At 64.6% G+C, this 23,428-nt stretch carries 23 protein-coding genes; 15 read left to right on the forward strand and 8 right to left on the reverse strand.

The window, feature by feature from the left end:
- Positions 1-186 precede the first annotated feature (186 nt).
- Together ABIB45_RS04255 and ABIB45_RS04260 are read left to right on the forward strand one after the other, a co-directional pair.
- Positions 187-966, forward strand: a complete 780-nt coding sequence (locus ABIB45_RS04255) for an MBL fold metallo-hydrolase (RefSeq protein ID WP_354214695.1) — start codon at positions 187-189, stop codon at positions 964-966.
- Positions 967-1,034: 68 nt separating this feature from the next.
- The gene (locus ABIB45_RS04260; RefSeq protein WP_354214696.1) at positions 1,035-1,346 is read left to right on the forward strand and encodes a hypothetical protein; all 312 of its coding nucleotides are present in this window, start codon (positions 1,035-1,037) and stop codon (positions 1,344-1,346) included.
- A gap of 3 nt (positions 1,347-1,349) precedes the next feature.
- On the opposite strand, the gene ABIB45_RS04265 is transcribed toward ABIB45_RS04260, so the two are convergent.
- Complete coding sequence (locus tag ABIB45_RS04265) at positions 1,350-1,514, reverse strand: hypothetical protein (protein WP_354214697.1); 165 nt, start codon at positions 1,512-1,514, stop codon at positions 1,350-1,352.
- A complete protein-coding gene (locus tag ABIB45_RS04270; RefSeq protein ID WP_354214698.1) occupies positions 1,511-2,299 on the reverse strand; it encodes a hypothetical protein in 789 nt (262 codons plus the stop codon). Before ABIB45_RS04270 ends, ABIB45_RS04265 begins: the two co-directional genes overlap by 4 nt.
- A 283-nt stretch (positions 2,300-2,582) precedes the next feature.
- On the opposite strand from ABIB45_RS04270, the gene ABIB45_RS04275 reads away from it, so the two are divergent.
- A complete protein-coding gene (locus ABIB45_RS04275) occupies positions 2,583-2,819 on the forward strand; it encodes a hypothetical protein (RefSeq protein WP_354214699.1) in 237 nt (78 codons plus the stop codon).
- A 12-nt stretch (positions 2,820-2,831) separates the two neighbouring features.
- Here ABIB45_RS04275 and ABIB45_RS04280 read toward each other — a convergent pair whose 3' ends face one another.
- The 4 genes from ABIB45_RS04280 to ABIB45_RS04295 all read right to left on the reverse strand — a co-directional run bounded on the left by ABIB45_RS04280 (position 2,832) and on the right by ABIB45_RS04295 (position 4,968).
- The gene (locus ABIB45_RS04280) at positions 2,832-3,128 is read right to left on the reverse strand and encodes a hypothetical protein (RefSeq protein WP_354214700.1); all 297 of its coding nucleotides are present in this window, start codon (positions 3,126-3,128) and stop codon (positions 2,832-2,834) included.
- A gap of 1 nt (position 3,129) precedes the next feature.
- Positions 3,130-3,801 (reverse strand): aminoacyl-tRNA hydrolase, encoded by a 672-nt coding sequence (locus ABIB45_RS04285; protein ID WP_354214701.1) that lies wholly within the window; start codon positions 3,799-3,801, stop codon positions 3,130-3,132.
- Positions 3,802-3,873: 72 nt separating this feature from the next.
- The gene (locus ABIB45_RS04290; protein ID WP_354214702.1) at positions 3,874-4,353 is read right to left on the reverse strand and encodes an HAD family hydrolase; all 480 of its coding nucleotides are present in this window, start codon (positions 4,351-4,353) and stop codon (positions 3,874-3,876) included.
- A gap of 30 nt (positions 4,354-4,383) precedes the next feature.
- Positions 4,384-4,968 (reverse strand): hypothetical protein, encoded by a 585-nt coding sequence (locus ABIB45_RS04295; RefSeq protein WP_354214703.1) that lies wholly within the window; start codon positions 4,966-4,968, stop codon positions 4,384-4,386.
- Between the two features lie 212 nt (positions 4,969-5,180).
- On the opposite strand from ABIB45_RS04295, the gene ABIB45_RS04300 reads away from it, so the two are divergent.
- The 4 genes from ABIB45_RS04300 to ABIB45_RS04315 all read left to right on the forward strand — a co-directional run bounded on the left by ABIB45_RS04300 (position 5,181) and on the right by ABIB45_RS04315 (position 12,923).
- On the forward strand, positions 5,181-7,304 hold the full coding sequence (locus ABIB45_RS04300; RefSeq protein ID WP_354214704.1) for a nucleotide-binding protein: 2,124 nt from the start codon (positions 5,181-5,183) through the stop codon (positions 7,302-7,304).
- Positions 7,301-8,392 (forward strand): hypothetical protein, encoded by a 1,092-nt coding sequence (locus ABIB45_RS04305; RefSeq protein ID WP_354214705.1) that lies wholly within the window; start codon positions 7,301-7,303, stop codon positions 8,390-8,392. Before ABIB45_RS04300 ends, ABIB45_RS04305 begins: the two co-directional genes overlap by 4 nt.
- A gap of 390 nt (positions 8,393-8,782) precedes the next feature.
- Positions 8,783-9,667 carry an HTH domain-containing protein gene (locus ABIB45_RS04310; RefSeq protein WP_354214706.1) on the forward strand — a complete coding sequence of 295 codons (885 nt, stop codon included), beginning with the start codon at positions 8,783-8,785 and terminating at the stop codon, positions 9,665-9,667.
- Positions 9,668-9,770: 103 nt separating this feature from the next.
- A complete protein-coding gene (locus ABIB45_RS04315) occupies positions 9,771-12,923 on the forward strand; it encodes a hypothetical protein (RefSeq protein ID WP_354214707.1) in 3,153 nt (1,050 codons plus the stop codon).
- 49 nt (positions 12,924-12,972) lie between these two features.
- Here the strand turns inward: ABIB45_RS04315 and ABIB45_RS04320 are convergent, their stop codons facing one another.
- Both ABIB45_RS04320 and ABIB45_RS04325 read right to left on the reverse strand, forming a co-directional pair.
- On the reverse strand, positions 12,973-13,143 hold the full coding sequence (locus ABIB45_RS04320) for a hypothetical protein (protein WP_354214708.1): 171 nt from the start codon (positions 13,141-13,143) through the stop codon (positions 12,973-12,975).
- Positions 13,144-13,151: 8 nt separating this feature from the next.
- On the reverse strand, positions 13,152-13,313 hold the full coding sequence (locus tag ABIB45_RS04325; protein WP_354214709.1) for a hypothetical protein: 162 nt from the start codon (positions 13,311-13,313) through the stop codon (positions 13,152-13,154).
- Between the two features lie 720 nt (positions 13,314-14,033).
- Between ABIB45_RS04325 and ABIB45_RS04330 the strand changes: the two genes are divergently transcribed.
- The 8 genes from ABIB45_RS04330 to ABIB45_RS04365 all read left to right on the forward strand — a co-directional run bounded on the left by ABIB45_RS04330 (position 14,034) and on the right by ABIB45_RS04365 (position 23,416).
- The gene (locus ABIB45_RS04330) at positions 14,034-15,896 is read left to right on the forward strand and encodes a RecB family exonuclease (protein WP_354214710.1); all 1,863 of its coding nucleotides are present in this window, start codon (positions 14,034-14,036) and stop codon (positions 15,894-15,896) included.
- A gap of 35 nt (positions 15,897-15,931) precedes the next feature.
- Positions 15,932-16,459: a hypothetical protein gene (locus ABIB45_RS04335; protein ID WP_354214711.1), complete on the forward strand. Its 528-nt coding sequence runs from the start codon at positions 15,932-15,934 to the stop codon at positions 16,457-16,459.
- A gap of 172 nt (positions 16,460-16,631) precedes the next feature.
- Positions 16,632-17,285 (forward strand): hypothetical protein, encoded by a 654-nt coding sequence (locus ABIB45_RS04340; protein ID WP_354214712.1) that lies wholly within the window; start codon positions 16,632-16,634, stop codon positions 17,283-17,285.
- 21 nt (positions 17,286-17,306) lie between these two features.
- Positions 17,307-18,371 carry a hypothetical protein gene (locus ABIB45_RS04345; protein WP_354214713.1) on the forward strand — a complete coding sequence of 355 codons (1,065 nt, stop codon included), beginning with the start codon at positions 17,307-17,309 and terminating at the stop codon, positions 18,369-18,371.
- 2 nt (positions 18,372-18,373) lie between these two features.
- On the forward strand, positions 18,374-20,875 hold the full coding sequence (locus ABIB45_RS04350) for an ATP-binding protein (RefSeq protein ID WP_354214714.1): 2,502 nt from the start codon (positions 18,374-18,376) through the stop codon (positions 20,873-20,875).
- 523 nt (positions 20,876-21,398) lie between these two features.
- Complete coding sequence (locus ABIB45_RS04355; protein WP_354214715.1) at positions 21,399-22,562, forward strand: hypothetical protein; 1,164 nt, start codon at positions 21,399-21,401, stop codon at positions 22,560-22,562.
- A complete protein-coding gene (locus ABIB45_RS04360; protein ID WP_354214716.1) occupies positions 22,559-23,017 on the forward strand; it encodes a hypothetical protein in 459 nt (152 codons plus the stop codon). Before ABIB45_RS04355 ends, ABIB45_RS04360 begins: the two co-directional genes overlap by 4 nt.
- Positions 23,018-23,137: 120 nt before the next feature.
- Positions 23,138-23,416, forward strand: a complete 279-nt coding sequence (locus tag ABIB45_RS04365; protein WP_354214717.1) for a hypothetical protein — start codon at positions 23,138-23,140, stop codon at positions 23,414-23,416.
- The last annotated feature ends 12 nt before the right edge of the window (positions 23,417-23,428 follow it).

Raw genomic sequence — 23,428 nt, forward strand, 5'->3', positions numbered from 1 at the left:
CTTGTCATATGCGTCACGCGCGATTCATAACCTGTCATGTGAGATGTGTCACGGAGTTTATGGGCATGGATCGAGAATTTGGACATGTTCATTTCTTGAGATATTCTTGAGACTTCAAGCCCTTCTGGCGGACGCCCGGCAGGCTGTACGAAGCATCATCTGATCAATCTTCAGGAGTACAGTCTTTTGCCTTCACCCACTGCGAAAACATCCCCCCGCGGCTGGAACCCCGTCACCAACGTTTCCGAACAGGCCCCTGGCGTCTTTTTTGTCGAAGGCCCCGCCTCCAACTGGATCATCGTCCGCGATGAAACCGGCTTCATCCTCATCGACAGCGGCTACCCGGCCGACCAGCCCCTGGTCCGTCAGTCCATCGAACACCTCGGACTCAACCCAGCCGCCGCACGTGCCCTGCTCATCACCCACGGACACGTCGACCACACCGGCTCGGCCGCCCACTTCTCCACCGTTTACGGCACCCCGGTCCTCTGCAGCCCCAACGAACTCGATCACGTCCGGGGGCTCGTCAAATACCAGGTCTCAGCCAAGCAGGTCGTCCCGCGCGCCTGGCGTCTCCGCGTCTTCCGCTGGATGATCCACGCCATCAAGGCCGGCTCCCTGTCCGCGAAGCCGGCGACGAAGGCCCAGGCCTGGACAGCCGACACCCTCAATAGCCTTCCGGGCCGGCCTCAGGCAGTCCCCGCCTCCGGCCACACCCCGGGAAATGTTGCGATCCTTCTCCCTGGCAAGGGAGTCATCGCGACGGGCGACACGTTTGTCACCGGTCATCCGCTGAGCAAGCATACGTGTCCCCAGATGCTCCATCCGATGTATCACCACAACCCCGCGGCCGCCTTGGCAGCAACCCATCAGCTCGACAGCATCGACGCCTCCGTGATTCTTCCCGGCCACGGACCGGCGTTATCGATGCCGCTCAGCGACGCCTTGGCGTCCCTGCGAAGCTGACCGCACCAGCCCTTCCCCTCTCTGACTCAGCACCTCCCCTGTGCCACCCTTCGTGAAAGCCGAAAACTGTGTCAATTCTTGCTATCTCTGTGACCACTATTGAGTGTGACGGACATAACGGGGCACCTTGTCCCAACGATGCCGTCATTGAATTTGCGCGCCCGCAAAGTGTCGCCATCCGCCTTGCCCAGAACAGCGGCTGGACCGTCTGGATTGAGACCATGTGTCCTGAATGCAGCCAGGTCACCTCCGTCGCCGCGGACCTCGCCCCGGCGGCCCCGGTAATGCTTAGTGCAGCGCTGCCGGAGGTCCAGGAAGCTATTGCCTGGACACCTGCTGCTGGCGGCTCCTGGCATCCGAGGGTGCCTGCCGCAGCCTGACAGTCAGGCCGCCTCGTCTACAATCAGGTCGGGGTGGTCCTCGACGTCCTGGAGGCAGGCGATGACGAGCCTGTCCATGGGGGTCAGCTCGATCACCACCGCCAGCCCGTCCTCGTTGACGAAGGCACCTGAACCCAGTGGTTCCACGGGCTCCGTGCCGGCGCTCAAGCCGTGGCCCCGTACAGCCCGGCGAGGGCGCCGAGACGGCCGGCGAGCATGGAGAGCTTGAGCTCGATGTCGGCGAACCCGTCCTCGGAGACCAGATTGCGGATGGCCTCCCTGTTGGCGGCGAGCTCGGCCTGGAAGATCGCGACAACGGGACAGTATTTCTGGGTCAGGTGCCAGATCATGGCCTCGTTGCCTTCGATGGCGTTGTGGTGCAGGCCGCCGGCGTTGTCCATGAAGTCGGCGAGCTTGCCGATGAAGGCCTCGGCGTTACCGCGGATCTTCGCTGCCACGTCGGTGGCGTAGTTCTGGCGTTTCTGCTCTTTGGTCAGGACATTAGCCGTGGCGACAGGGTTGGTCAGGGACCGCACCAGTCCGGCGGCTTCCGGGCTGAACTCCCGCGTGATCCACCGGTACGCCAGCTCGCGCCGGGCTGTCTCGTTGAATCCGCTCCAGTCTCCGGGAACGAAGGCACCCAGGATCCGGTCCAGGCAATCTTCGACGATGTCATGGAGGATGACCCCGATCAGGACTGCCTCGGATTTCACGCCCCAGCGAAGCACCCGTAGCGCTCCGCGCAGCGGATGTTCGATGTAGGGGGTGCGGGGGAGTCCCTTCCGGTTTGCCCGGGTCTGGTGCAGGTGAAGGAACGAGGCCACCGACATGGCGGTGGAGACTTTGACACCGTCAATACCGAGCAAGTGACCGATGCCGTCGAAGATGGCCAGGGTCAGGGCGGATGGGTCCATGTCCTTGAGCGGGACGCTTTCAAACAGTGCTGTCGTCATACCCAGCATGTGTACGGACAGACAGCGAGGTGTCACCCAAGGCACTGAGCCCAGATGCGGCAGGGCGCCAAAACCGCTGTCGTCGAGGCAGATTAGGCGCTGACTTCCGGCCGGCACCCGGCTCGTCACAGCCCGGAGATCACGAACTAGTCCACATTTCGGGAGTCTCCAGCAGTACCTGCCAACTTGGGTTTACAGTCGAAATACGGAGAGGGTCCCCCTGCTAGGAACAGGGGGACCCGATGACTCTCCATTTGGATGGCATACCTCACTTGGAGTCAACATGAGCTTAGGCCGAAAAGTTGCTGACCTGAAGTCCCGGCGCGGAATGCGCTACACACTGATTCTTGCGGCGGTCCTTCTGGCCTCCGGTGCTGTCGGTATGGCCGCAGGGGTGGCCATGGGTGTAACCACCTTCGCCGCACTGGCAGTGGCGTTCCTCCCGAAGCCTGAGATCTTCTTCGGGGACACAGGGGTCAGGCCCAAACGCAAGGGAGGCAAGAGGCCCCTGGGCAGGTAGTTCCACCCCGGCTTACTTGGGCCGGGACGACGGTGCTTGTTCGGCTGCGGCGCGGACCATCAAACGGGCGACCACGGACACGCACAACGGGCACTGCAGCCGGGTCTTTGTGGTGAACGGCTGGTCAGAGACGAGCATGACGTCGCCGCCGCAGAGTGCTTTGGGGGAGAGCCGGTCCATCGCGAAGTGCTGCACGAACGTCCCTTTCCCGTAGAGACGTTCCAGCGGCGGACGGCCCGGCCTGCCCAAAGTGGCGATGACGTTTCGGCGGAAGCGCCGGCCTTCGGCGATACGGTTCTTCAGCTGCACGTCAGGGCCGTTCGATGACGAAAGCCGTGGCGGTGTTCGGGTCGATCTCGGTCAGGCCGGAATCCACGATCAGCTGGCTCGCAGCCACCGTCTGCAGCGTCTCAAATTCTTCTGCGGAGGCGATGATCAGGTCGGTGGAGGCCAGACGGATTGAGGTCAACTCCCCGTCCATCTCGCCGCGGTTCAACTGCCACGCGAACAACGCATGCCCTGCCTGGGCCGCCGATTTTCCGGTCGACATGCCAAGCGCCCCGTTCAGGACGATGATGGGGTCGCCGCTGCGCCGCCGGGACGGAGCCGTCAGAGGAGCGTCGGGCAGGTCCGTTCCCGAAACCTGCAATCGGGTCAGGGACTTGGGCATGTCCTCATACGCGGACGGGAGGTAGGCCATGGCCTTGGCCTTACCGACGACGACATGGCTCTCATGCTGAAAGGCCTCATCGGACTCAAGCTTGGTGAACGCCTTCAGATCGGCTCGGCGGACCGACTTGGTGAAGCGGCCCGAAAGCCACTGCTCCCAGGACCTGTCCCGTTCGGCGCCCGGCTCCAATGTCTTCGCGTACGCGCTGGTGCTCGCGATGGCTGCGGCGACAATGCTGTCGCGGTGGCCGGCAGGGTCGTTCTTGTCTACGAGCAGCACGATCGGCTGGACGAGGCTGGATGTTTCGGTCATGTGGTCCTGGTCCTCTGGAGGTGAAAGGTCACGGCCCATGTGTGCGGACCGGAAGTTGCTGCTCCCCGGATCTCAGGCGGCGCGTCGTGCTGCGACCGCGGGAATGCCCGTCCGGGTCACCGGGACTCCGAGACGTTCATACGCCCTGGCCACATCAGCACGGCTCTCATAGGCGTGGATAACGGAGACGTTCTCCTGCAGGCCCGCCAGGAGGCTCGCCTTCGTGAGGGCATCGGGGCGGTGGTCGCCGATGTCGCGAAGCAGGATGTCATCCACTCTGATCCCGTGCAGATCCAGCCAGGATTCAAGGTGGGGACGGTAGTGGTCCCGAGCCTCGGTGATGATGATGGCGCGCCGCCCGATGCTTCGTTCGACGTTCAGGAGCTGCACGATCTGCCGGACGGGAGGGCACATCACTGATTCGAGCTGGAACTGGTCCGCGCCTGGTGCATCGCAGGCAGGGTGGTGGCCGGCGATCAGGTAGCTGATGGCAGAAGTGTCGTTGAGAGTGCCGCTGAAGGCGAAGACCACGGCTTCGGGTAGGGAGCGCATGTACTCCATGTGTGCGGCATCGCCGAGGTCTTACTCCGGGGACGGATTGAACTGCCGGTAAGTGCCCGGCTGGACAGTGTTCGCTTGCAAGTGACGTGCCGCTCGGGCTTCATCCCAGGGCTCGCCGCTCGTCATCTTGTCTGCACGCATGATCCAGGCCACGCCGGAGACCTGCACGAACGGGTCTTCAATCCCGGAGAACAGCCGGCGTCGGTGGATCACCCAGCGCAGTGCTGACGATGCCGTCTTGAAGAAATCGGCGCCCTGCTCGGGGCTGAGCACGGCGGCTTTGACCATGTTGGCTTCACACCAAGTCAGTGCAGCGTCCCAGCCATGAGCTGCAACGGATACCAGCTGCGCGGACTGGTCACTGAGCGGCTTTTCCAGGGCAGCAAGGCCAAGATCGGCACGGATGTCCTCAATGGAAACGTGCACAATGTCACTCGCGTCAACCCAGGTGCCGAAGGGGCTTTTGTCCGGATGGACTGTCTGGCCTTCGACGATGGCGAGATTCCGCCACGGGTCGTCAGGATCCAGAGAGCGCACAACGTCGGAGAGGAACCCGGAGAGCCAGGCAGCGAACCAGTGCGGGTGGCGGGTGACCAGCTCAACCATTTGAGCCTCAATCTGAACGCGCGCTTCAGTTTCGAGGAGGGGTTCACAAAGAGCAACGACCCAACGGGCGACCCACCCGCTGTCTAGTTGGCTCATAGTTACATTCCCTGGAGGTTCGGACTGTTCGCGCACGATAGTCAAATGTACTTGGAAAATTGAACCTTCGTCCAACGTGTGAGGCCCGTCGGCAAAGTTAACGCATAGAGCTGTTTGTGAACACATCAGACAGCACATCAATCACCCGAGGCCGCATCGGGCTGATTGAGCTGCCGGCCCTCGCCGAGACATTGACGCAGTGCGGCTTGCAAGTGGTGACAGGACCCAACTTCCGGGAAGCCGCCACCTCAATCATCGCCGAGTCAAAGACCGCAGGGGCTTTCCCGATCGTGGTTGCCGACATTCCGGCTCCCGGCCTGCGTGCCTGGGTGGGGAACATCCAGACCCGTACCCCGGTCAAGGTCGCAGTCGTCCGTAACCCCGAGCACCCCGTCGTGGTTGCCGAATCCGTGGCGGAGATCGTCCTGCCGACCACGGTCAACGCGATCCTGGCGTCCGTGGGGCTCGCCCCATTGGACGGCCCGGCAGGACTTCAGGCATTCCCGCCTGCCGCCGAACCGGTCGGTATCGTTCTGCCGGACATCGATTTTTTCGATGACGAGCCCGAGCCCGCTGCCGTAGCCCACGCACCGGCGGCTGCAGTAGCCGCCCCCGTGATCCCGGTGCCCGTCGCCGCTCCGGTCCAAGAGCCCGAGGTGGACCCGTTCGCCGGCGTCACGCCCGCGGCAGCTCCCGCTGCGGACGTGTTCGATGACTGGGATTCGCCGGCACCGGTGGAAGCACCTGCGGCAGCACCTGCCCAGGCGTATGTTCCCCCGGCTCCTGTGGTGGACGAATGGGATACCGCACCGGTTCTCCCTACGCCCGCACCTGCAGCGGTCCCGGTGGCGGCACCGGCCCCTGTTGCTCAGCCCGCTCTGGTCCAGGATGAATGGGACATCCCCGCGGTAGCCTCGCAGCCGGCACCGGCATCACGCCGGGCCGCCCGCGTCGCCCAGCAGGAGCAGGAATGGTCGGCACCTGCCGCCGCCCCCACTCCAATCCAGGCTGCTCCGGCACCTGCTCCGGCGCCTGTCGTGATGGCAGCACCGGTCCAGATGGCAACACCGGCCGTGGAGGACTGGGAAGCACCCCGGTACCAGGGCCACCTCGCTCCGGTCATGGCCCCGCCCGCTGAGGAATTCGGTGACTGGGACACCCCCGAACTGCCGGTCGTCCCGGTTCAGGTCGCCCCGAACATGCCCGCCGAGAACTACTTCGGTCACGACACACCCCAGCCCACACAGGAGTACGTGCCCGCCCCCGCCGGCACCCCGGCCTGGTACGGCGTGCAGGCACCGGCGGCCCCGGCACCTGATTCCGCCGGGATCTTCGATGACTTTGAAGCATCCAAGCTCCTGGGCACCGGCCGCTCCGCGGCAGGCCTGGGCGCGCTCGTCATCAACTTCTCCGGCAAGGGCGGGGTCGGCAAATCCACGACCTCCCTGCAGCTGGCCAGCGTCGCTGCCGAAGCCGGGCTGCGCGTGGTCCTCATCGACGGCAACTCCGGCCAAGGCGATCTGCGCACCTACCTTCGGCTGAACCGCACCAACCTGCCCACGATGTACGACGCCGCGATCGGCAGTATCAAGGACGCCATCCTGACCCCGGCGACCATCAACGCCAATCGCGAAGAAAACCTCGGCGAAGTCGGATTCGCATTCGTCGGCGCCCCGCCCAACGACATCAACGACCCGACCGTCGTCACCGACGCCCTGTACCGGAACGTCATCCAGTTCGCCCGGCGCAACGCGGACCTGGTCATCATGGACACCCAGATCATCGAAACGACCGACCGGACCGGGGTCGTGAACACCCTGATCCTGCCGGCCCTCGTCCATGACGCCTGGGCCATCGGCGTGACCGACATGTCCACCACCGGGGTCAACAACCTCAACGACCGGCTGCGGAAGTTCATCAACGAGGGCGTCCCCACCGACCGGATGATGATCACCATCAACCAGGTCCACCCGGAACAGATGGAAGTCGCCGCGAAGGCAGTGGGCTACTTCCGGAACCTCGGGACCTTCCTTGGCGCCGTCGAACTGGACATCAACGTCAAGCACAACATGAACGCCGGCCGGGTAAACACCGACAACGCCCAGCTGCGCGCGGTCATGTCCAAGGCACTGCTGAGGATCACCGGGAACGAGGCGTTCCGCCAAGCCGCAGAGTACAAACCCGAACCGGCCAGGAAACAGGGCATGTTCGCCCGTATGCTCGGAAAGAAGGCCGCATGAGCCTGAACCTCGCCTCCGAAACAGCAGCCGCCCTGATGGCAGACGCGGCGCGCGCCGCCGATGACTGCAACCGCAAGCACCCCAGCCTTGAGGTGCTCTGCGCCCGGCTGGAACGGATCATGCATGGGCAGGCCGCCCAGGCCCTCCTGGCCGCCGGAGACCTGCCCGACCGGGCCGGGATCGTCACCCTTCCGGCGTGGAGCTGGGAGCACCCGCTTATCGACGTGGGCCGCAAAGACAAAGCGCACGGCACCGGTGAGAGGATGCTCATGCCGGTCCGCAACAACTGGAACACCCCCATGGTCGTCCTGATCGCCGAAGAGGCCGTGCCGGTAAGCTACAGCACCCGCGGCATGGGTCACGCCCGTGCCGGCCAGTCCAAGCTGGTTCGCCGCCCGGGCCTGGCCCCGGTCACCGCCGTCACCGCCGTGCCGTCCCTGGCCGAGCCGGTCTTCGTCGGCGCTGGTCTCCCGTCCCGGAACGTCGCCTACCTCAACGCCCTGGTCAAAGCCGGAGAGTCGGCCCATTGGGAGGTGCTCCAGGGGATGGAACCGAAGCTCCGCAGCGCCGTCCTCCAGGCGCACTCCTCGGTCAGCTACGAAATCGGTCTCAGCACCGGCGTCGTCGAACCGATGCTCGACGAGCTCGGACTCGATCAGGTCATCGACACTATGATGTACGGGGAACTCCGGGACGAAGAGGATGAGACAGGGGACCGGGACAAAGGCAAGCCCTCGGCCATCTTCCGGCTCATCGAACTCTGCCTGGAACCGGACTGCTTCCTGCGGGTCGATCCGCTGCGCTACATGACCAAGCACATGCGCCGCGACGCCGAAAGCCAGATCCGCCGCCGCCTCGGCGACCCGCACATCGGACCCAAGATCCGAGAAATCGCGCGCCGGCACCCCCGCGCCGAGATCGCCGACATCGTCGAGGCCTACCGCGAGGTCTACCCGAAAGACCGGCTCTCCCTGCCGCGCGCCCGGGCCGCCCTCTCCGTAAGCCCGTCAGCGTCAGCGCGCACCACCATGCTGGTTCCGGAAAGCTTCAACAGCCGGGCCGCGTACGAGGGGAGCCAGGCGGCATGACGCCGCCGACCCCGACCCTGGAATCCGCGAACCTTGCACGGCGCAACGCGGCACATTTCAGGGCAGAATGGCTGATGCTGATCCACGACCGGATGGTCACTCCGGGAGACGTTTTGGCGGAGGCTGCGCGACCCGAAGCGCGGCCCCTGCTGAAGTTGTCGCTGCGCCAACTGCTGCTCGCTCAGCCAGGCTGGGGAAGGACCAGGGCCGGGGCCATCATCGAGAGAATTTTGTCGGTTGCAGACGCTAAGATTGAGCATCGGCAAGTAACCATTGGATGGCTTCTTGATCCGCGTGCCGGCGGCCGCAGATTTGCCGCTTGGCTGGATGCATTTGAACCCCGTTCCGCACTGGGAGGAGGGGGGTTTCCGTACGCGAGAAGGAGCCCCCATGTCATCAATGCTGGAATCCCCGACGCTGCTTCGAACAGGGGTAGCCATGTCTGAGAACACCCACGACGCGATCCGCTCCATTGCCGCATCCTCCGGCCGCACCCGCGACAACCTCATCCACGAGTTCATGCGCGCCAGGATGGGTCTGTTCAAGCAGATCGCCTGGGGCCTGTGCCGCCGCTACGGACACGCACCGGACCAGCACGTCGACGACTTTGCCTCGATCGTCTCCATGACCGCCCTCAAGATGCTCACCGAGGAACTCGCCAACGACGAGCTGCTCGAGCGGATCGAGAACTGGGAAGGGATGCTCCGCGTCCAGGCCCGTGCCGCCGTGCGCGACTTCATCGACAAAGACGGCGCGCCCATGACGGAGATGACCTCCGCGCTGCGGCGCAAGCGGGTCCTCGATGCCACCCGCGACGAAATCCGGCGGGAAATGGGCACCGAGCCCACACCTCAGGAGATCGTGGATACCCACAACGCAAAAATGTGGGAGAAGCGCGCCAACCCGGTCAAGCAGGGCGTCATCGCCTCCGTGAACGACCTGCGGGTCAGCAGGGTCCAGGACGACATCGCCGACCACGACTACTCCGTGCCGATCGATACGGACTTCGTGCTGCACCCGGTCGAAGGCCCCCGGTTCATCCAGCTGATCGTGGAACGCACAAGCGCCTACAACGAGCGGCTGGGGAAGGCCGCTGAGTTGTGGCTCTCCGGCCTCTACAGCGACAAGCACGAGCCACGGATCGCCTCGGTCGATCAGATTGCCGAAGCCCTGGACGTCAGCCGTTCCACAGCCCGGGCTTACGTCCGCAAGATCAAGGAGTACGCGGTCCAGGTCGCCCAGGACGAGTTCGCCATCTCCGAGGACGACCTCTAGACCACGAAACCCGGAGGGCGGCAGCCACCACCGGCTGCCGCCCGCTCCTTGATGATGCAGTGAACTGACACCCGTGCCCAGGTGACCCGCATAGGGGTTCACCATGGAAGAGATTACAAACCAAACCGATCAGGATTCCGGCGTGCAGGCGGACGGGAACGCGACGCAGCTTCCCTCCCCGGCCGCAGTCGGCACAAATGACCTCACCAGCCTGAGCGGGCTGGACCCCAACCTCACCGGGCTGCCGCCGTGGGAAGCCTCCGACTACGCCTCCAGCATCACCGGATCCGGCGCGTTCAAGCTCAAGGACTCCGGCGTCGCACCGCTTGTCGCTGCCGCCCGCGGCTACGCCCGGATCGACAAGACCAACTACGCCGAGCTGTCCCGCAAAATGCAGGTCGTCGGCAACTCCGGCCAGGGCAAACGCTTCAAGCGCACCCTTTCCGCGCCCGGCAAGGACGGCATGGTGATGCCGTGGTACTCGCTGGCCGGCATCGTGAAGGCCAAGCGCGAGAACGAGCGGCCCGTCCCGCACACCTACCAGGTGCGCCCTGAATTCCCGGAGAACAACGAAGCCGGGAAGCCGCTGAAGTACGAGTTCGTCTCCAACGTCGGCACCCCGCTGGACCTGCACCCGGCCATCCCGACCGACTGGATCGACACCACCCCGGTGGTCATGTTTGCCGAAGGCATGCTCAAAGGGGACTCCGCTCTGTCGGCCTACCTGGTCCACAACGGGATCACCTACTCCGAGCTCCGCTCCGAAGGGGTCGATAACCCGGTCGCGAAGCTGCGTGAACTGCTCGAGCGCATCCCGCATGACGAGCGGGTCCTGATCGTCTCCATCGGCGGGGTGTACAACGCCTCCGGCAACGCCGTGGACTGGCGTGAAATCACCCTCAAGGACCGCATCGGCTGGATCGCGTTCGACGCCGACATCGCCATCAACCCGGCCGTGCACGCGGCCGCGAACAAGCTCTCCACCCAGCTGTTCGAAAAGTCCAAGATGTCCGAAATCCTGTACCTGAACCCGCAGGTCACCGCCGGCGATGACGGGTCCACCACCAAGGACGGTGTGGATGACTTCCTGGCCAAAAGGGGCAACTGGGCCGCCCTGATCAACCAGCTCGATGACGTCATGCCTGACGCGCCGGCGAAGAACGCCGAAGACAAAGCCGGCAACTGGCGGGTCGGCAAGACAGGACAGTTCGTTGAAGAATGCGTCTCCCTGGCCACCGGCGCCGGCGGCACCATCGGCGAATACCGGTGGGAGCGCCGCATCGACATCGGTGGCCGCGTCGTGGCCCTCGAAGCCCGCCGCCAGCCAACCGACCAGGAACTGAAGACCGGCATCTTCAACCCGAACGTCAAGTACGAAGACATCGACGACGCCCAGGTCGAAATCGAGGTTTCCTGGCACCTGAACGGCCGCGACTTCACCGCTACCGTCACCGGCCCCGAATCCATCCTGGGCTACCGGCCCGAAGAGTGGGACCGGAAGAAGGCTTCCGTGCCCCGCGAACTGCTGCTCCACCCGGAGTGGCCGCCGCGCGGTGCCAAGGGTGAGTCCTGGCTGTCCGCCATCAAGGCCAACAGGCCCGAGGAGGTCTCGTTCAAGACCCGCTGGATGCAGATGGGCTGGGTGCCCGTGCAGGACGGCGACCCGGTCTTCCTCATCGGCGACCAGATCGTCGGCGACGTCGAAGCCAACACTTCGGTGCTGCCCGGCATCAGCTCCCGCGAAATCGACGTCATCCAGAAATACGGTGTTGGAGAAAACATCAGCGGCGACTTCGATGACCCGGAGTACCGGGCCGAGATCCGGAAGAACTTCCGCACCATCATGGACACCTACATCCATGCCAGGGCGTGGACCGACCTGTCCACAGCAACGGTGGTCCTGGCTGCGGCACTGCGCCCCGCCATCCCCATCCGCCCCAAGGCAACAATCTATGTTTGGGGTCCCAAAGGCAAGGGCAAAAGTTGGACTGCCGAGTGCATGATGCACTTCTGGGCCAGGAACCGGGGTGACTGGCACGAGGAACTGCCGGGCTCGGCCAAGGACACGGCCGCGGCCATGGAGAACGCCGTCGCCCGCACCCCCATCTGGGTGATCGATGACCTCGCCCCGTCTGCGGTCCGCCGGCAGGCCGAGCAGGAGGATGCCAAGCTGGCCGACATCACCCGCGCCATCTTCAATAACGCCACCAAGTTGCGCATGAACGCGGACATGACGGTGAAGAAGTCCAACAAGCCGATGACCCAGCTGATCATGACGGCCGAGAACGAGCTCAGCACCCCGTCTGCGAAGGAGCGGCTCATCCCGCTGTACGTCGGCAAGGGCAAGCTGAACGAGTCCAAGAAGCCGACCGATGCGCTGAACGAGATCTCATCCCGATACGGCACCCCGGCCCGGTTCACGTCCCAGCTGATCAAGTACATCCGCTACGCCGCCACCACCCACCCGGGTGGCTGGGCAGCCTACGTTTCAGCCATGGAGGGTGCCCGCACCCAACTCAAGGACCAGATCAGCGACCTGATGAAGGAAATGGGCGCCGCGTCCGGGTCCCTGGAGCGTACCTCCACCCTGGCCGCGGATGTCATGCTGACCTTCTTCATCCTCGAAAACCTGGCCCGCGAACTGGACATGGGCGATGACTTCGCCGAGCAGTTCAGCGTCGACGGCGACATGTCCATGTCCGTGATCCAGCTGGTCACCAACGCCCACGCCGAGAACCAGCAGGCAGCCCCGGGCATCTCGCTGGTCAAGGCCCTGGCCGCGCTGCTCGCCTCCGGCGCGGCGCACGTGATCTCCGGCGATGACCCGTCCCGGCCGCCGATCGAAGGCACTGAGCAGTCCGAGGCCATGGTCAACAACCGGCTCGGCTGGGTGGTCGGTGGCGGCGGAGACGGATCGCTGCGTCCGTCCGGAACCAACATCGGAACCGTCGTGACCGTCATGGACCACAACAGGGAACCGCAGAAAGTCGTGCTGTTCTCCTCCGAGACCGCGTTCAGTGCCGCGCAGAAGGCCTACCCGGCACTGATCCAGTTCGGTCAGGGCCCGACGGCTGCCTGGTCCAGCGTGTGGGACGAGAACCTGAACCCGCCCTTCATCACGCGGATCAAGAACGGCCGCGGAACCCCGCTCGCCCCCTGGCGGAAAGGCAAGATCACCGGCATCCCGATCGCGGTGTCCCGCCTGGTCGACGGCGGCCTGTCCATCGAAGACCTGCCCGAGGCCAACGAGGACTAATTCCCCCACACAGGAAAGACCCCGTCATGTTGACGGGGTCTTTTCCGTTTCACGGCTCCGGTCCAAAATCGATGTCGTACTCGTCCAGGACTTCAAGAGGCTTCGACCTGATCCCGTAAAGGTACGTTTTGATCTGCTCCCAAAGCGCCAGGCAGGCGAGCTGGACGTCCCCCGCTGTGGAGATGCTCCGGTGGGTGCCGTCCGGTGCTTCACGCAGCATGGCGTCGATCAGATCGTATGCGTTGCGGCGGTCCAGAAGCTGTCGCCGGAGTGGTCCCAGACAGCGGTGACGGTCGAATCGGCTTCCACGGTTAGGCCGGTGAACCCGGCATCCTGGCAGGCCTCAAGCCGCAGCTCCATCTGCCCGTCCGGGGTGCCGTCGTATTCCATGAATCTGCTTCCCTCTGAAGATGTCTGCGAGCAAGAATATCGATTGCGGGCCGTCGCGCCTTCATTCAGTGCTTGTGTTGCGGCCGGCAGCGGATGGACTGAGCTGATGATGATGAGGCAAAAAGAGGTACCCGGAGCAAATCATGCTGCTTCACGGCCGCAATCTCCAAGCAAATGTGTGCGGCCCTTCGAATGGGCCGATAAACAAAATGGCCCCCATCTGGGAGCCATGTGATAACCATCGTCTCTAAAGCGGAAAATCTTTCCTCAGGTTATCACATGAGTTAAAGCGGGCATCTCTCACGCTCGACCGTTTCCGGTCGTTCACACGTTCGGGAAACGACCGCCGGTAGGGTGACTCAGCGGCCGTGCATCCCAATGCTGGCGCGGAATTTGAGTCCCGATGCACCCTCACTCGACCAAAACGACCGCGGAGGATAGGACCTCTATGAATAAGAAGTGTATTAACTAGGAAGGGAGGGGTCCTCTAGAGAGAGAAAGAACAGGGGCCCCTATATATATATCTTTCTGGTCGTTTAAGTAGAGTAGTAGTAGTAGGGGCCCTATATTCCCCGCCATTCCGGGGATTTTCCCACTCGACCAGGTGGTCGAGTGAGGGTCGTTCGGTGGGAGTGGCCGGTCGAGTCAAATTTCTCCCGCACAGCCCGTTTTCATGTCGAATAGCGACACCCGTGGGCCGGTGCGGCGCATAGAAATTCCATGAACCAGACCACGCCACTGCTCCGCGACAAGCTCGCCTGGGACGGTAAGAAGCTCGTCGTCACCGATGACGCCGTGATCAACCAGATCCGACGCAAGGCTCTCTCCCCGTCCACGTCCAAGTCGATGCAGTCGTGTGCCGCGCGCTGGGTGGGGGAGCGGCTGCTGCGCAACGAGGTCGAGGACCCGTTCGCTCCGGCCCCGCTGGGGACCAGCGCCCACTCCATCATGGAGGACATGTACGACGAGGCCGTCTACGAACGCCACGAGCGGACTCTCGCCCTGGCCGAAGCGCTCACCGTCCGTGACGCCGGCATCATGTGGCCGGACATCGAAAGCGAACCGGACAGCGTCCGGGCCATGGTCCGGCTCAACCGCCGCCGCTGGATCGAAGAGGTCAAGATCGCGTACGAGGGTATCTTCGTCATCGAGGACCCCAAGACCATCGCCGTCCACTCCCGCGAAATCCAGATCGACGGTCTCACCATCAACGGTGTCCCGACCAACGGGTTCATCGACCGTGTCCGTTACGGGGTCAACAGGCGCGGCAAAGAGGGCCTCGTGGTTGAAGACTACAAAACCGGCAAGGTAGGAAACACCCGGTTCGGCGACGATCATGGCGACCAAATCCGGATCTACGTTGCGGCCATAAAAGAGAAGCTCGGGGAGATGCCGGTGGGCGGCACGGTCCTCTACACGAAGTTCGGCAAGACCAAGGACGTGGACCTGAGCCCCGGCGCAATGTCCAAGACGCTGAAGACCTATGAGTTGTCCTGGAAGCGCCACAACCGGTACATGGAAACCCACGAGTTCCCGACCAAGGTTTCGGCGCTGTGCGGCTGGTGCCCGCTGATCAACGCCTGCCCCGTCGCCAAGGAGGAAGGCAAGAAGGTCTCCGAAAAGGTCGCGGACCAGATGCACTCGGCCACCCACCTGGGCATCCCTGCGCTGCGCCCGGGCGCCTCGGTCGCGCCCATGGTCTCCACCCCGGACACCCTCGTCGAGCACCACGGCCAGGACGTCACCTTCTTCATGCCGGACCCGTTCAGCTACGGAATCCCCGACGAAGAACTCGACGCCGTGGAGAGGGCCGCGGAGCTTGCCGCACACATCTACAACAGCGGGGAGAACCCGATCACTTCACAGGACAAGGACCACGGAATGAAGAAAATCACGGAAGGCAAAGTTTGGGAGCCGTACACCAGCGAAGGTGAACTGAACCCCAACTCGTACGCCGCCATGGGCGTCTTCGGAACGGCTGAACTCGCCGTCGAAGCACTGCACCGCGGCGGCCTGGCCATCAGCGGCTCGAACGTCAAGGCGCTGGCCGCAACGTTCCAGCACATCGTTGCCAGTGCTCAGGACAGCTGGACGGGTTCCACGTCCGCATCTGACGGTGCGAACGCCCGGATGCGCGGTGCCCTCCGCACGGTGCTGGCCACTCTGCCGATGCCTTTCGGTGAAGACTCCGCAGCCTGGGATGCGTGGGTTGCCGCAGCGATCCGCCGGTGCAAGTCCATCACCGCTGTCGCGCTGACCTTGTTCGGCGAAGAGCTGCCCGACTCTCCGTGGGAGGCCCTCGCCGACGTCGCCCCGGAACAGGTCTCGGATGCTCCCGCACCCAAGGCGCCCGCCAAGGCCGCTCCCAAGGCTGTCGTGAAGGCTGAACCGGCTCCCGTAGCCGAGGAGCCCGCACCGGCCGCTGACGAGCCTGCTGAGCCCGCCGCAGAGGCTCCCGCCGAGGAACCGGCCCCCGAGCCCAAGCGCGTGATCCGCAAGGCCGCTGCCAAGGCCGCGCCCGTCGAGGACATCGACTTTGTTCCTGACGATTTCGCCGCCGACTTCGACGTCTTCGCCAACTAACCCCTCCACCCCAGCAAACCCGAAAGCAGGAAACCATGCCCCTGGACACCAAAGAACGCAACGACATCATCCTCGGCGCCATCACCATGACCGGCCCGGTCGCCGAAGGCCAGACCCAGAGCGAATGGGATTCGAAGCTCAAGGCCAACGCCAAGTCCATCGCCCTGATGCTGAACGACAACTCCGATGTCGCACGGTCCATCAACATGCTGGCCGAATGCAAGAACTTCACCGGCACCATCCTGGGTGTGCAGAAGGAAGCCAGCTCCACCCGCGCCTTCGTTGCACTTAAGACCGTCGAATCGAAGTTCTCCCCGGACGGCATCGAGACGGTCCGCACCGAGCGCACCGACTCCTCCGAGGAAGCACGGGCCTTCGCGTCCCGCCTCCGCACCGAGCTCACCGGGCACCGCGTGCTCGTGTGGGTTGAAATGCAGGAGATCAAGAACAGCGCCGGGCAGAAGGTCCGCATCCTCCAGCACGTTCAGGACCTGGGCCTTGACCCGGAGTTCGACCCCGAAGAGGGCAAGCGCATCACGGTCGAAAAGATGACCAAGAAGTAGCGCACCACCCTTCCCGCGCCTGCAAAGCCCCTGTCACCGGAAACGGCGGCGGGGGCTTTGTGGCGGGACGCCCGTCACCGGATTGTCTACGCATGTTCATCAGTGACCGCATCTGTACCCGCGGGGCCCGGCAGTCCTGCCGGAACCGCACGCACGAAGGAGCACGAACACCGTGACCACCACGCCTTACGAGACCGACCGCTACCAGCCGTCCGGCTACTCGGCCCCCGACGAGTACACCCCGAACTCCGATGCGGCCATCGACGCCGACCTCAACGGGGACCTGGACGCCGACGAGCTGTACACCGCCGACATGGCGGACGGTAGCTCCGAGAACGACACCGCCGAGGACGACACGGCTGACGACGCCAGCGAAGGCGCCGGATCCAAAGCCAAGGCCTCGGCCAAGCCGTCCCGCAGCCTGTTCCGCAGGGTCGCCGCCAAGACAATCGAAGTCCAGGACGCAACGGACACTGTCCGGGCCCTCGCTGCAGCCCAGGTCGGCGGCTCCGACGACGTCGTGGAACTGGTCGCATCGATCATGTCAGCGACCCGCAGCTCTGCGTCCCCGATGGCCGACATCGAAACGATCCGCGACGGCATTAAGTCCGAGCCCTGGGGCGTTGGCATCACCGCCACCGCGATGGGCCGGGTCCGGCTGAAGGCCATCTGGACCCTCCTGCACACCCTCGGCACCGTCGGGACGCCTACCCCGCCCGCCTCGGACGCCAAGGCAGGCCTGGCCGTCGTGAAGGCAGTGAACGACCTGTCCGAAGACAACCAGCTGGAACTGCTCGCCGCCGGCGAACTGCTCAAGCGCTCCTAACCACTTTTTCAACGAAGGACGATGATGGCCCGCAACACCAAACGCAACAACCCGGCGGACGACTTCTGGGGCAACGAAGCTGAGGAGCTTCCCCGCGCGGATGTAGGGGCGGTCCAGACCACAGTCAAGCGCCTCAAGCTGGTCAAGATCTGGGTTGTCGGCAGCTGCGTGCTCCTGCCGGTCGCGTTGCTGGCCATCATCTCCTTCATGCCGAAGTTCCTCGAAAAGCCCTACGTCGCCCCGGCGGTGAACAACCAGCTGGATTCCCCGACGAAGCCGGTTGCCATCAAGACCGTCGAAGACTGGCTGGCCAAATCCCCCTCCCCGCTGCCCGGCGGCAAGGTACTCTCCTGGGACGGGGTGGAGGTCCAGGCCGAACCGAAGTCCGAGACTGACCCGAACACCAACCAGGTCAAAGAAACCCAGGGCCTGCAGCTGCACACCATGACGCTGGTCAGCCCGTCCGGGTCTTTCTTCACTACCCAGATCCAGGTCGGGTACTCGCCGGTCCGCGGCGCCAAGGTCATCGGCGAACCGACGCTCATCCCGCGCGCACCCGATGACAAACAGACCTGGCCGAACCTGGTCGCATGGCCGAACCTGGTCAACGTCTCCAAGACCGAACCCGTCGAGCAGGCAGCAACCGCCTGGGCTAAGGCCTTCACCTCCGGTGACCCGGACGCGCTGCGGCTGAGTGTCGGTGACACCGGCGCGAACCGCTCCTACATCCCCCTCGTCCAGGTCACGGCCACCGATGTCCGTGTCGGTGACGTCGGCTCGCAGAAACCGGCCAAGGACGCCCCGTCCGATAAGAAGCCCTCGCAGGTCGTCGCCCAGGTCTCCTTCGCCGTCAACTGGCAGAGCGCACCGCTTGGCCGCGGCGAAACACCATCCCGCGTCACCTACGACGTGCTCATCGAACAGGCAGACACGCCCTCCCCGAAGGTTGTCGCCTGGGGCGGCGCCGGCACCGGCGAATCCCTGAAGCCGTTCATGAACGCCGTTGAAGGCCGCAAGATCACCGCCGGCGGCATCGAGAAGGCCGTTCCCACCGACAACACCGCAGCCGCCGCTGCAGGAAAGTAGACATGGCTCGCAACTCCAAGGCTCCCGTGGCCCCACCCCTGATGGACGTCTCCGTCCCGACCATGATGCGCACCCTGCTTCCGGGCGGCCGTGGCCTCGGCGTGGACGGGTCCCTCTGGCTCTTCCGCAAAGTCCCGCTTGAACCGGTCGTGGACGCCAAATCCATCGACGAACGCGTCAACGTCTTCACCCCGCTGATGGCCGCCTACGACGAACTGGCAGCCATGTCACACACCACCTCGAACCGCCGTGCCCTGGCCCGCAAGGACTACCGGCAGACGAAGATGCTGATGGTGAACCTGCACAAGATGTACAACCCGGAAAACGGGCATCCCATTGCCGGGTTCCTGAAGGAATCCTTCCCGCAGCAGATCACCGAGAAGCGGCTGCTGATCCTGGCTGTGAAGCTCTCCGGCAAGCTCGGCGGCAACGGCGGCTTCCGCAACGCGGTCGAATCGTTCACCGAGACGCTCGTCGTCGGCGGCACCCCGCTGTCCGACTACGACACCGACCTGGGCAGGGTTGACGCCGCCATGGCCCGCTGCGGGCTGTCGATCCCCTCCTCCCAGGAGATCGCCGTTGCGAACTCTTGGTGGAACCAGGGCCACTTCCCGGACACCGTGGATCTGCCGCACTCGGACCACCTGCACATCTTTGCCGACGCCAAAGCGGTTCGCATGGCCGACGCCGCCGGCCGCGAAGACTGCCACGCCTGGCCGGTGATCCCCAACCACCGGACCCTGACGATCGCCACCCTCGAAGGATTCGAATTCGACTTCGTCTCCCCGACGAGTACTGCCGCCCACTGGGCCACCGGGCTGGTTGAGGACGGTGCCGTCGCCATCTCCATCAGCGCCCAGATCGAGCCTGCGAAGGTCACCCGCGCCGAGCTGCGCCGACAGCGCAAGCGCTACCTCGATGACATCAACGAACGCATCAAGCAGAACAAGATGGAACTCTCCGAGCAGGAGGAAATGGTCCGGACCCTCGAACAGGTCGAGGAAGTCTACGCCTCCCGCGAAGGCTCTCCGACCCTGGTGGATGCCTCCGTGCTGGTCGCGTTCGACGGCGAAGTCGAAGACATTACCCAGGCCGGCGGCGACTCGGCCGCCAACCTGAGGATCATGAACTTCCGCCAGCGCCAGGCCCTGGCCGAGATGATGCTCTGCTCGCACATCCGGGCGAACCCGAACCTGCACGACATGCCGACCCAGAATATCGCCGCATCCGGCATCCAGTCCCTGTCCACCGTCGGTGACAAGGTCGGTGCGCTAATCGGATTCACCGAACGCGACCGGCAGCCGGCGTACGTGTCCCCGACGGCGGCGTCCACCGCGGACGGTTTGCCCCTTATGCTCGTCGCCGGCGGAACCGGCTCCGGTAAAACCCAGGCCCTGCTGTGGCTCGCGACCCAAATGACCAAGATTCCCGGCCCCCGGTCTGCCCGTTCACCGCAGGTGATCGTGGACCCGAAAACGGAATCCGACCACTCCAAGACGGTTCTCGCCGCCGGCGGGCAGGTCATCTCCCTGGACGACCTCCAGCACGCCGATGGTGTCTTCGACCCGATCCGCTTCGCACGGAGCCCCGAGGTCGGCGTCGACATGGCCGCGTCCATGCTTGGCTCCATCAACCCCTGGGGCGACGACAAGGCCAAGTACGAAGTCTCAATCTTCGTGGCCCTCCGGTACGGCGTAGCGAACGGCGCCAAGTGCGTCGGCCAGGCACTGCAGATCGCCCTCGCCCACGGCAAGGCACCGCAGGGCATGGTCCAGCCGGTCCTGGAGTTGGCCGAAGCCTCCCCGATGTTCCGTGCCTGTGTGGGTATGAGGCCCGAGTCTGCGGCCCTGAACATCTTTGACGGCATCACCCTGATCAAGGTCGGCAACTCCCACCTGGACCTGCCCGAACCAGGCGCCATCGAAGGTGCGCCGCTGATGCAGCGCGTCTGCCTGGCCCTGGTGCGCATGATGGTGTTCGGTTCAGCGATGGCCCTGACCGGCCGCGGCGGCGTGATCCACCTCGATGAGGCATGGGTGTTCCTGGGCGCCGGCAAGGCTGAGGTCGAGCGCCTCGGCCGTCTGGCCCGTTCCCAGGGCGTGCTGCCCGTGCTCTACACACAGCGGGTCTCTGACGCCCTGAAGGCGGAGCTGACCGGTTACATCTCCCGCGGCTTCATCCTCCCGATCGAGGACAAGGAGGAGTCCGAGGCAGCGTGCCGGCTCTTCAACCTCGAGCCCACCCCCCAACGGCTCGCCCGGATCCGCGCGAAGGCCATCGTGGGCGAGGGCGAATCGCAGGCCCCGAACACGAACTCGATGCGGGCCCTGCGTGACCCAAGCACCGGGAAAGTGATCCGTGGGGCCATCGGGATCTACGCGGACCTGACCGGACGGGCCGTGCCCGTTGAGGTCGTCCTTCCGCCGACGTTCCTGACCATGGCCTCGACCAACCCGGACGACATCCGCCGTCGGCAGGAAGCCGAACAGGCAGTCCTCGTCTAAGGGGACGGAAAGCCCCGGTGTCCTTGCCAGGATGCCGGGGTTTTATGGTCTACCGCCCACCGGTTGCCAGCGCTATGTTGGCCAATATGTACACGTCATACCTTAAGGTTCCCGGCGCCAGCCAATCATTCGACCCGGAGTCTTGGACGTACGTCCCTGTGTCGACGATCACCGAGGCCCACCTTCTGGAGGAGTCCACGGGGAAGCGCGTGCTTTTCGCAGTGAGGGTTTTGAGTGGCACAGGCTACCCAGGAGGTGAGGCTCTCACCCCTTACCTAGACCGGAAGGACGCGGAGGCCGCACTTATCGGCCTGCTATATCAGATGAGCGTCGCTGGTCACGAGGCGCCGCAGATCGTGCGGTGGAACGGTTCTACGTTCATGTGTGAGGACATATCTCGTCCCTGAAATGCCTCGATGTGGGGTACCAAAACTAGCCCGGACATGACGGCCCATGAACAGGTGATGGACGTTACACGCCGATCTTGATGACGTTTGTCAGATCAGCCGCACACATAGTTTTTGTGCAACTGACTTCTCTATCCACCGACTCCGAATGCCACGACATCCTGCAGCGTCACGCTGCCGGGCTCGTCGACGGCACAGAGGCCCGACGGCTCATCGCCGCATCCCTCCACCGCTCCGGCATCGCCTATGCTGTCGCCCGCGAAAAGACCGTCCACGGTGTGCAGCTTATGCAGGACCTGGCCACCGAGATGGAGGATCTCCTCTTCCAGAAGGTGATGCAGACCGAGCCCGGCGGGTTCGACCTGGACCTTGGCCTGGACGCGTCGGCGACCGGGTGGGCACGCCAGCTGCTGCGCGCAGGCCGGCTGTCCATCATCCGCAACATCCAGACCCGCACGACGTCGAAGATGACGCTGGTGGATCCGTCCCCGATGCGCCAGTGGCAGGACAGCGGCTGGGTCGCCGGCCCATACACCGCCTTCCACAACGCGGTTACCAGCGACCGCCACGATCCGCAAAACCTGAGCCAGACCATGGAAGACGCCGCCGACTGGCTGCGCTCCAAGACCCGGCATCTGCGGGACAGCTCTAAGCTCGCCGCCCAGGCCGCCACCGTCATGCACGGCTACGGGGTCCCGGCACTGGTCCGCCCCAGGCTTCAGGAGCGCAAGCGCCTCAAGGCCATGATCGACGCGGAACCAGGTCTCGCCCACCGCTCGATCGCCGCCATGCGGGCCCTCATCGAAGGCGAACCGTACGAAGACGTGGACTCCGGGCTGCTGGCCCTCTGGGACGACTACAGCTTCGAGCAGATCGACAACATCACCCGTGCCGCCCCGCGCGTCGCCGGTGTCCTGGTGGACTCGGTCCTGGCCGACCGCGCCCGCCCTTCACGCACCGTACTGCGGTCCTTCCGGGCCTCCGTCAAGGCCATGGGCAAAGGCCGCGGCTGGGCCCGCCTGGCCGAGGAGACCTGCGAAGCGTTCATCGCCCTGGAATTCGAGGCGTACTCCTCCTTCGACACCACCGGCGCCGACTACCGCGACGAACGGGTCGCCGGCCGCCGCATCGCCTGCCTGAAGGCACCCGACGTCTTCGCCCGCGCCCTGGCGTTCAAAGGCCAGCGGCTGGGCATCAACGAGGCCGACCTGTATGACCAGCTGGACCGCCTGATCCGGTCCCTGACCGACCTGGAAGTCAAGGTGCCCGACGCCGCATGAACATCATCGACAAGATCAAATCCCGCGTTACCCTCAAGGCACTGGCCGGACCAGCCCGCTGGGCCGGTTTCACCGCCTTCAGCATCGTCCACGTCATCGCCATCACCCTGGCCCTGAACTTGCTGCCCATGGATCTCATCTGGTGGCTCGTTCCCCTGATGGTCGTCTTCCCCGGCATCGTCACCATGACCCTCCTGCCCGGCGGCTGGAAGCGCTGGTACCGGTGGGTTTCCCTGCTCGGACTGGTCCTGATGGTCCTGGAATCCACCTCCAACCCGTTCGTCGTCATCCTCTTCGGCGAAACCTGGATGCTGCACCGGGCCTGGATCACCGAACGTACCGTCCCGGTGAAGAACCTGCTCCGCCGCGGTAAACCGAAGGAAGAACCCGTCTGCTTCAAGCCGGGCCCTGCCCCGAAGAAGAACAAGGCTCCCCGCCGCCCCAAGACCGCGTAAGGCCCGCACACCCTTACGCAGCCCCGCCGGTCCCCGCCGGCACGGACCCGTCCACCGCCCCAAGAGGTGGGCGGGTCCACCCATCTCCCCGCCGCTCCAAAAACCTCAGAAGGACCCGACATGACGCAGCCCCTCGACGCTCCAGGGCTCATTGCCGCCGCCACGAAAGCCGGCGCATCAGACATCTTTCTGCTCAGCGGTTACCGACCCGCGGCCGCTATCAACGGTGCCAAGGGCTTTCTGGCCGACCTGGACGTGCTCACCGTCGACGACGTCCGGCGAATCTCGGACGAGTTGAAGTCGAACGGGGCCGGACACGACTATGCCGGCACCTCGGTCAGGGGTCCTGTTGTCTGGCCCGACTATCCCGAATACGGTCTCTCCTTGCGCCTGACCTGAGCCGCGCACCCC

This window comes from Arthrobacter sp. UYCo732, assembly GCF_040547265.1.
In the GTDB taxonomy this organism is placed as follows: Bacteria; Actinomycetota; Actinomycetes; order Actinomycetales; family Micrococcaceae; genus Arthrobacter.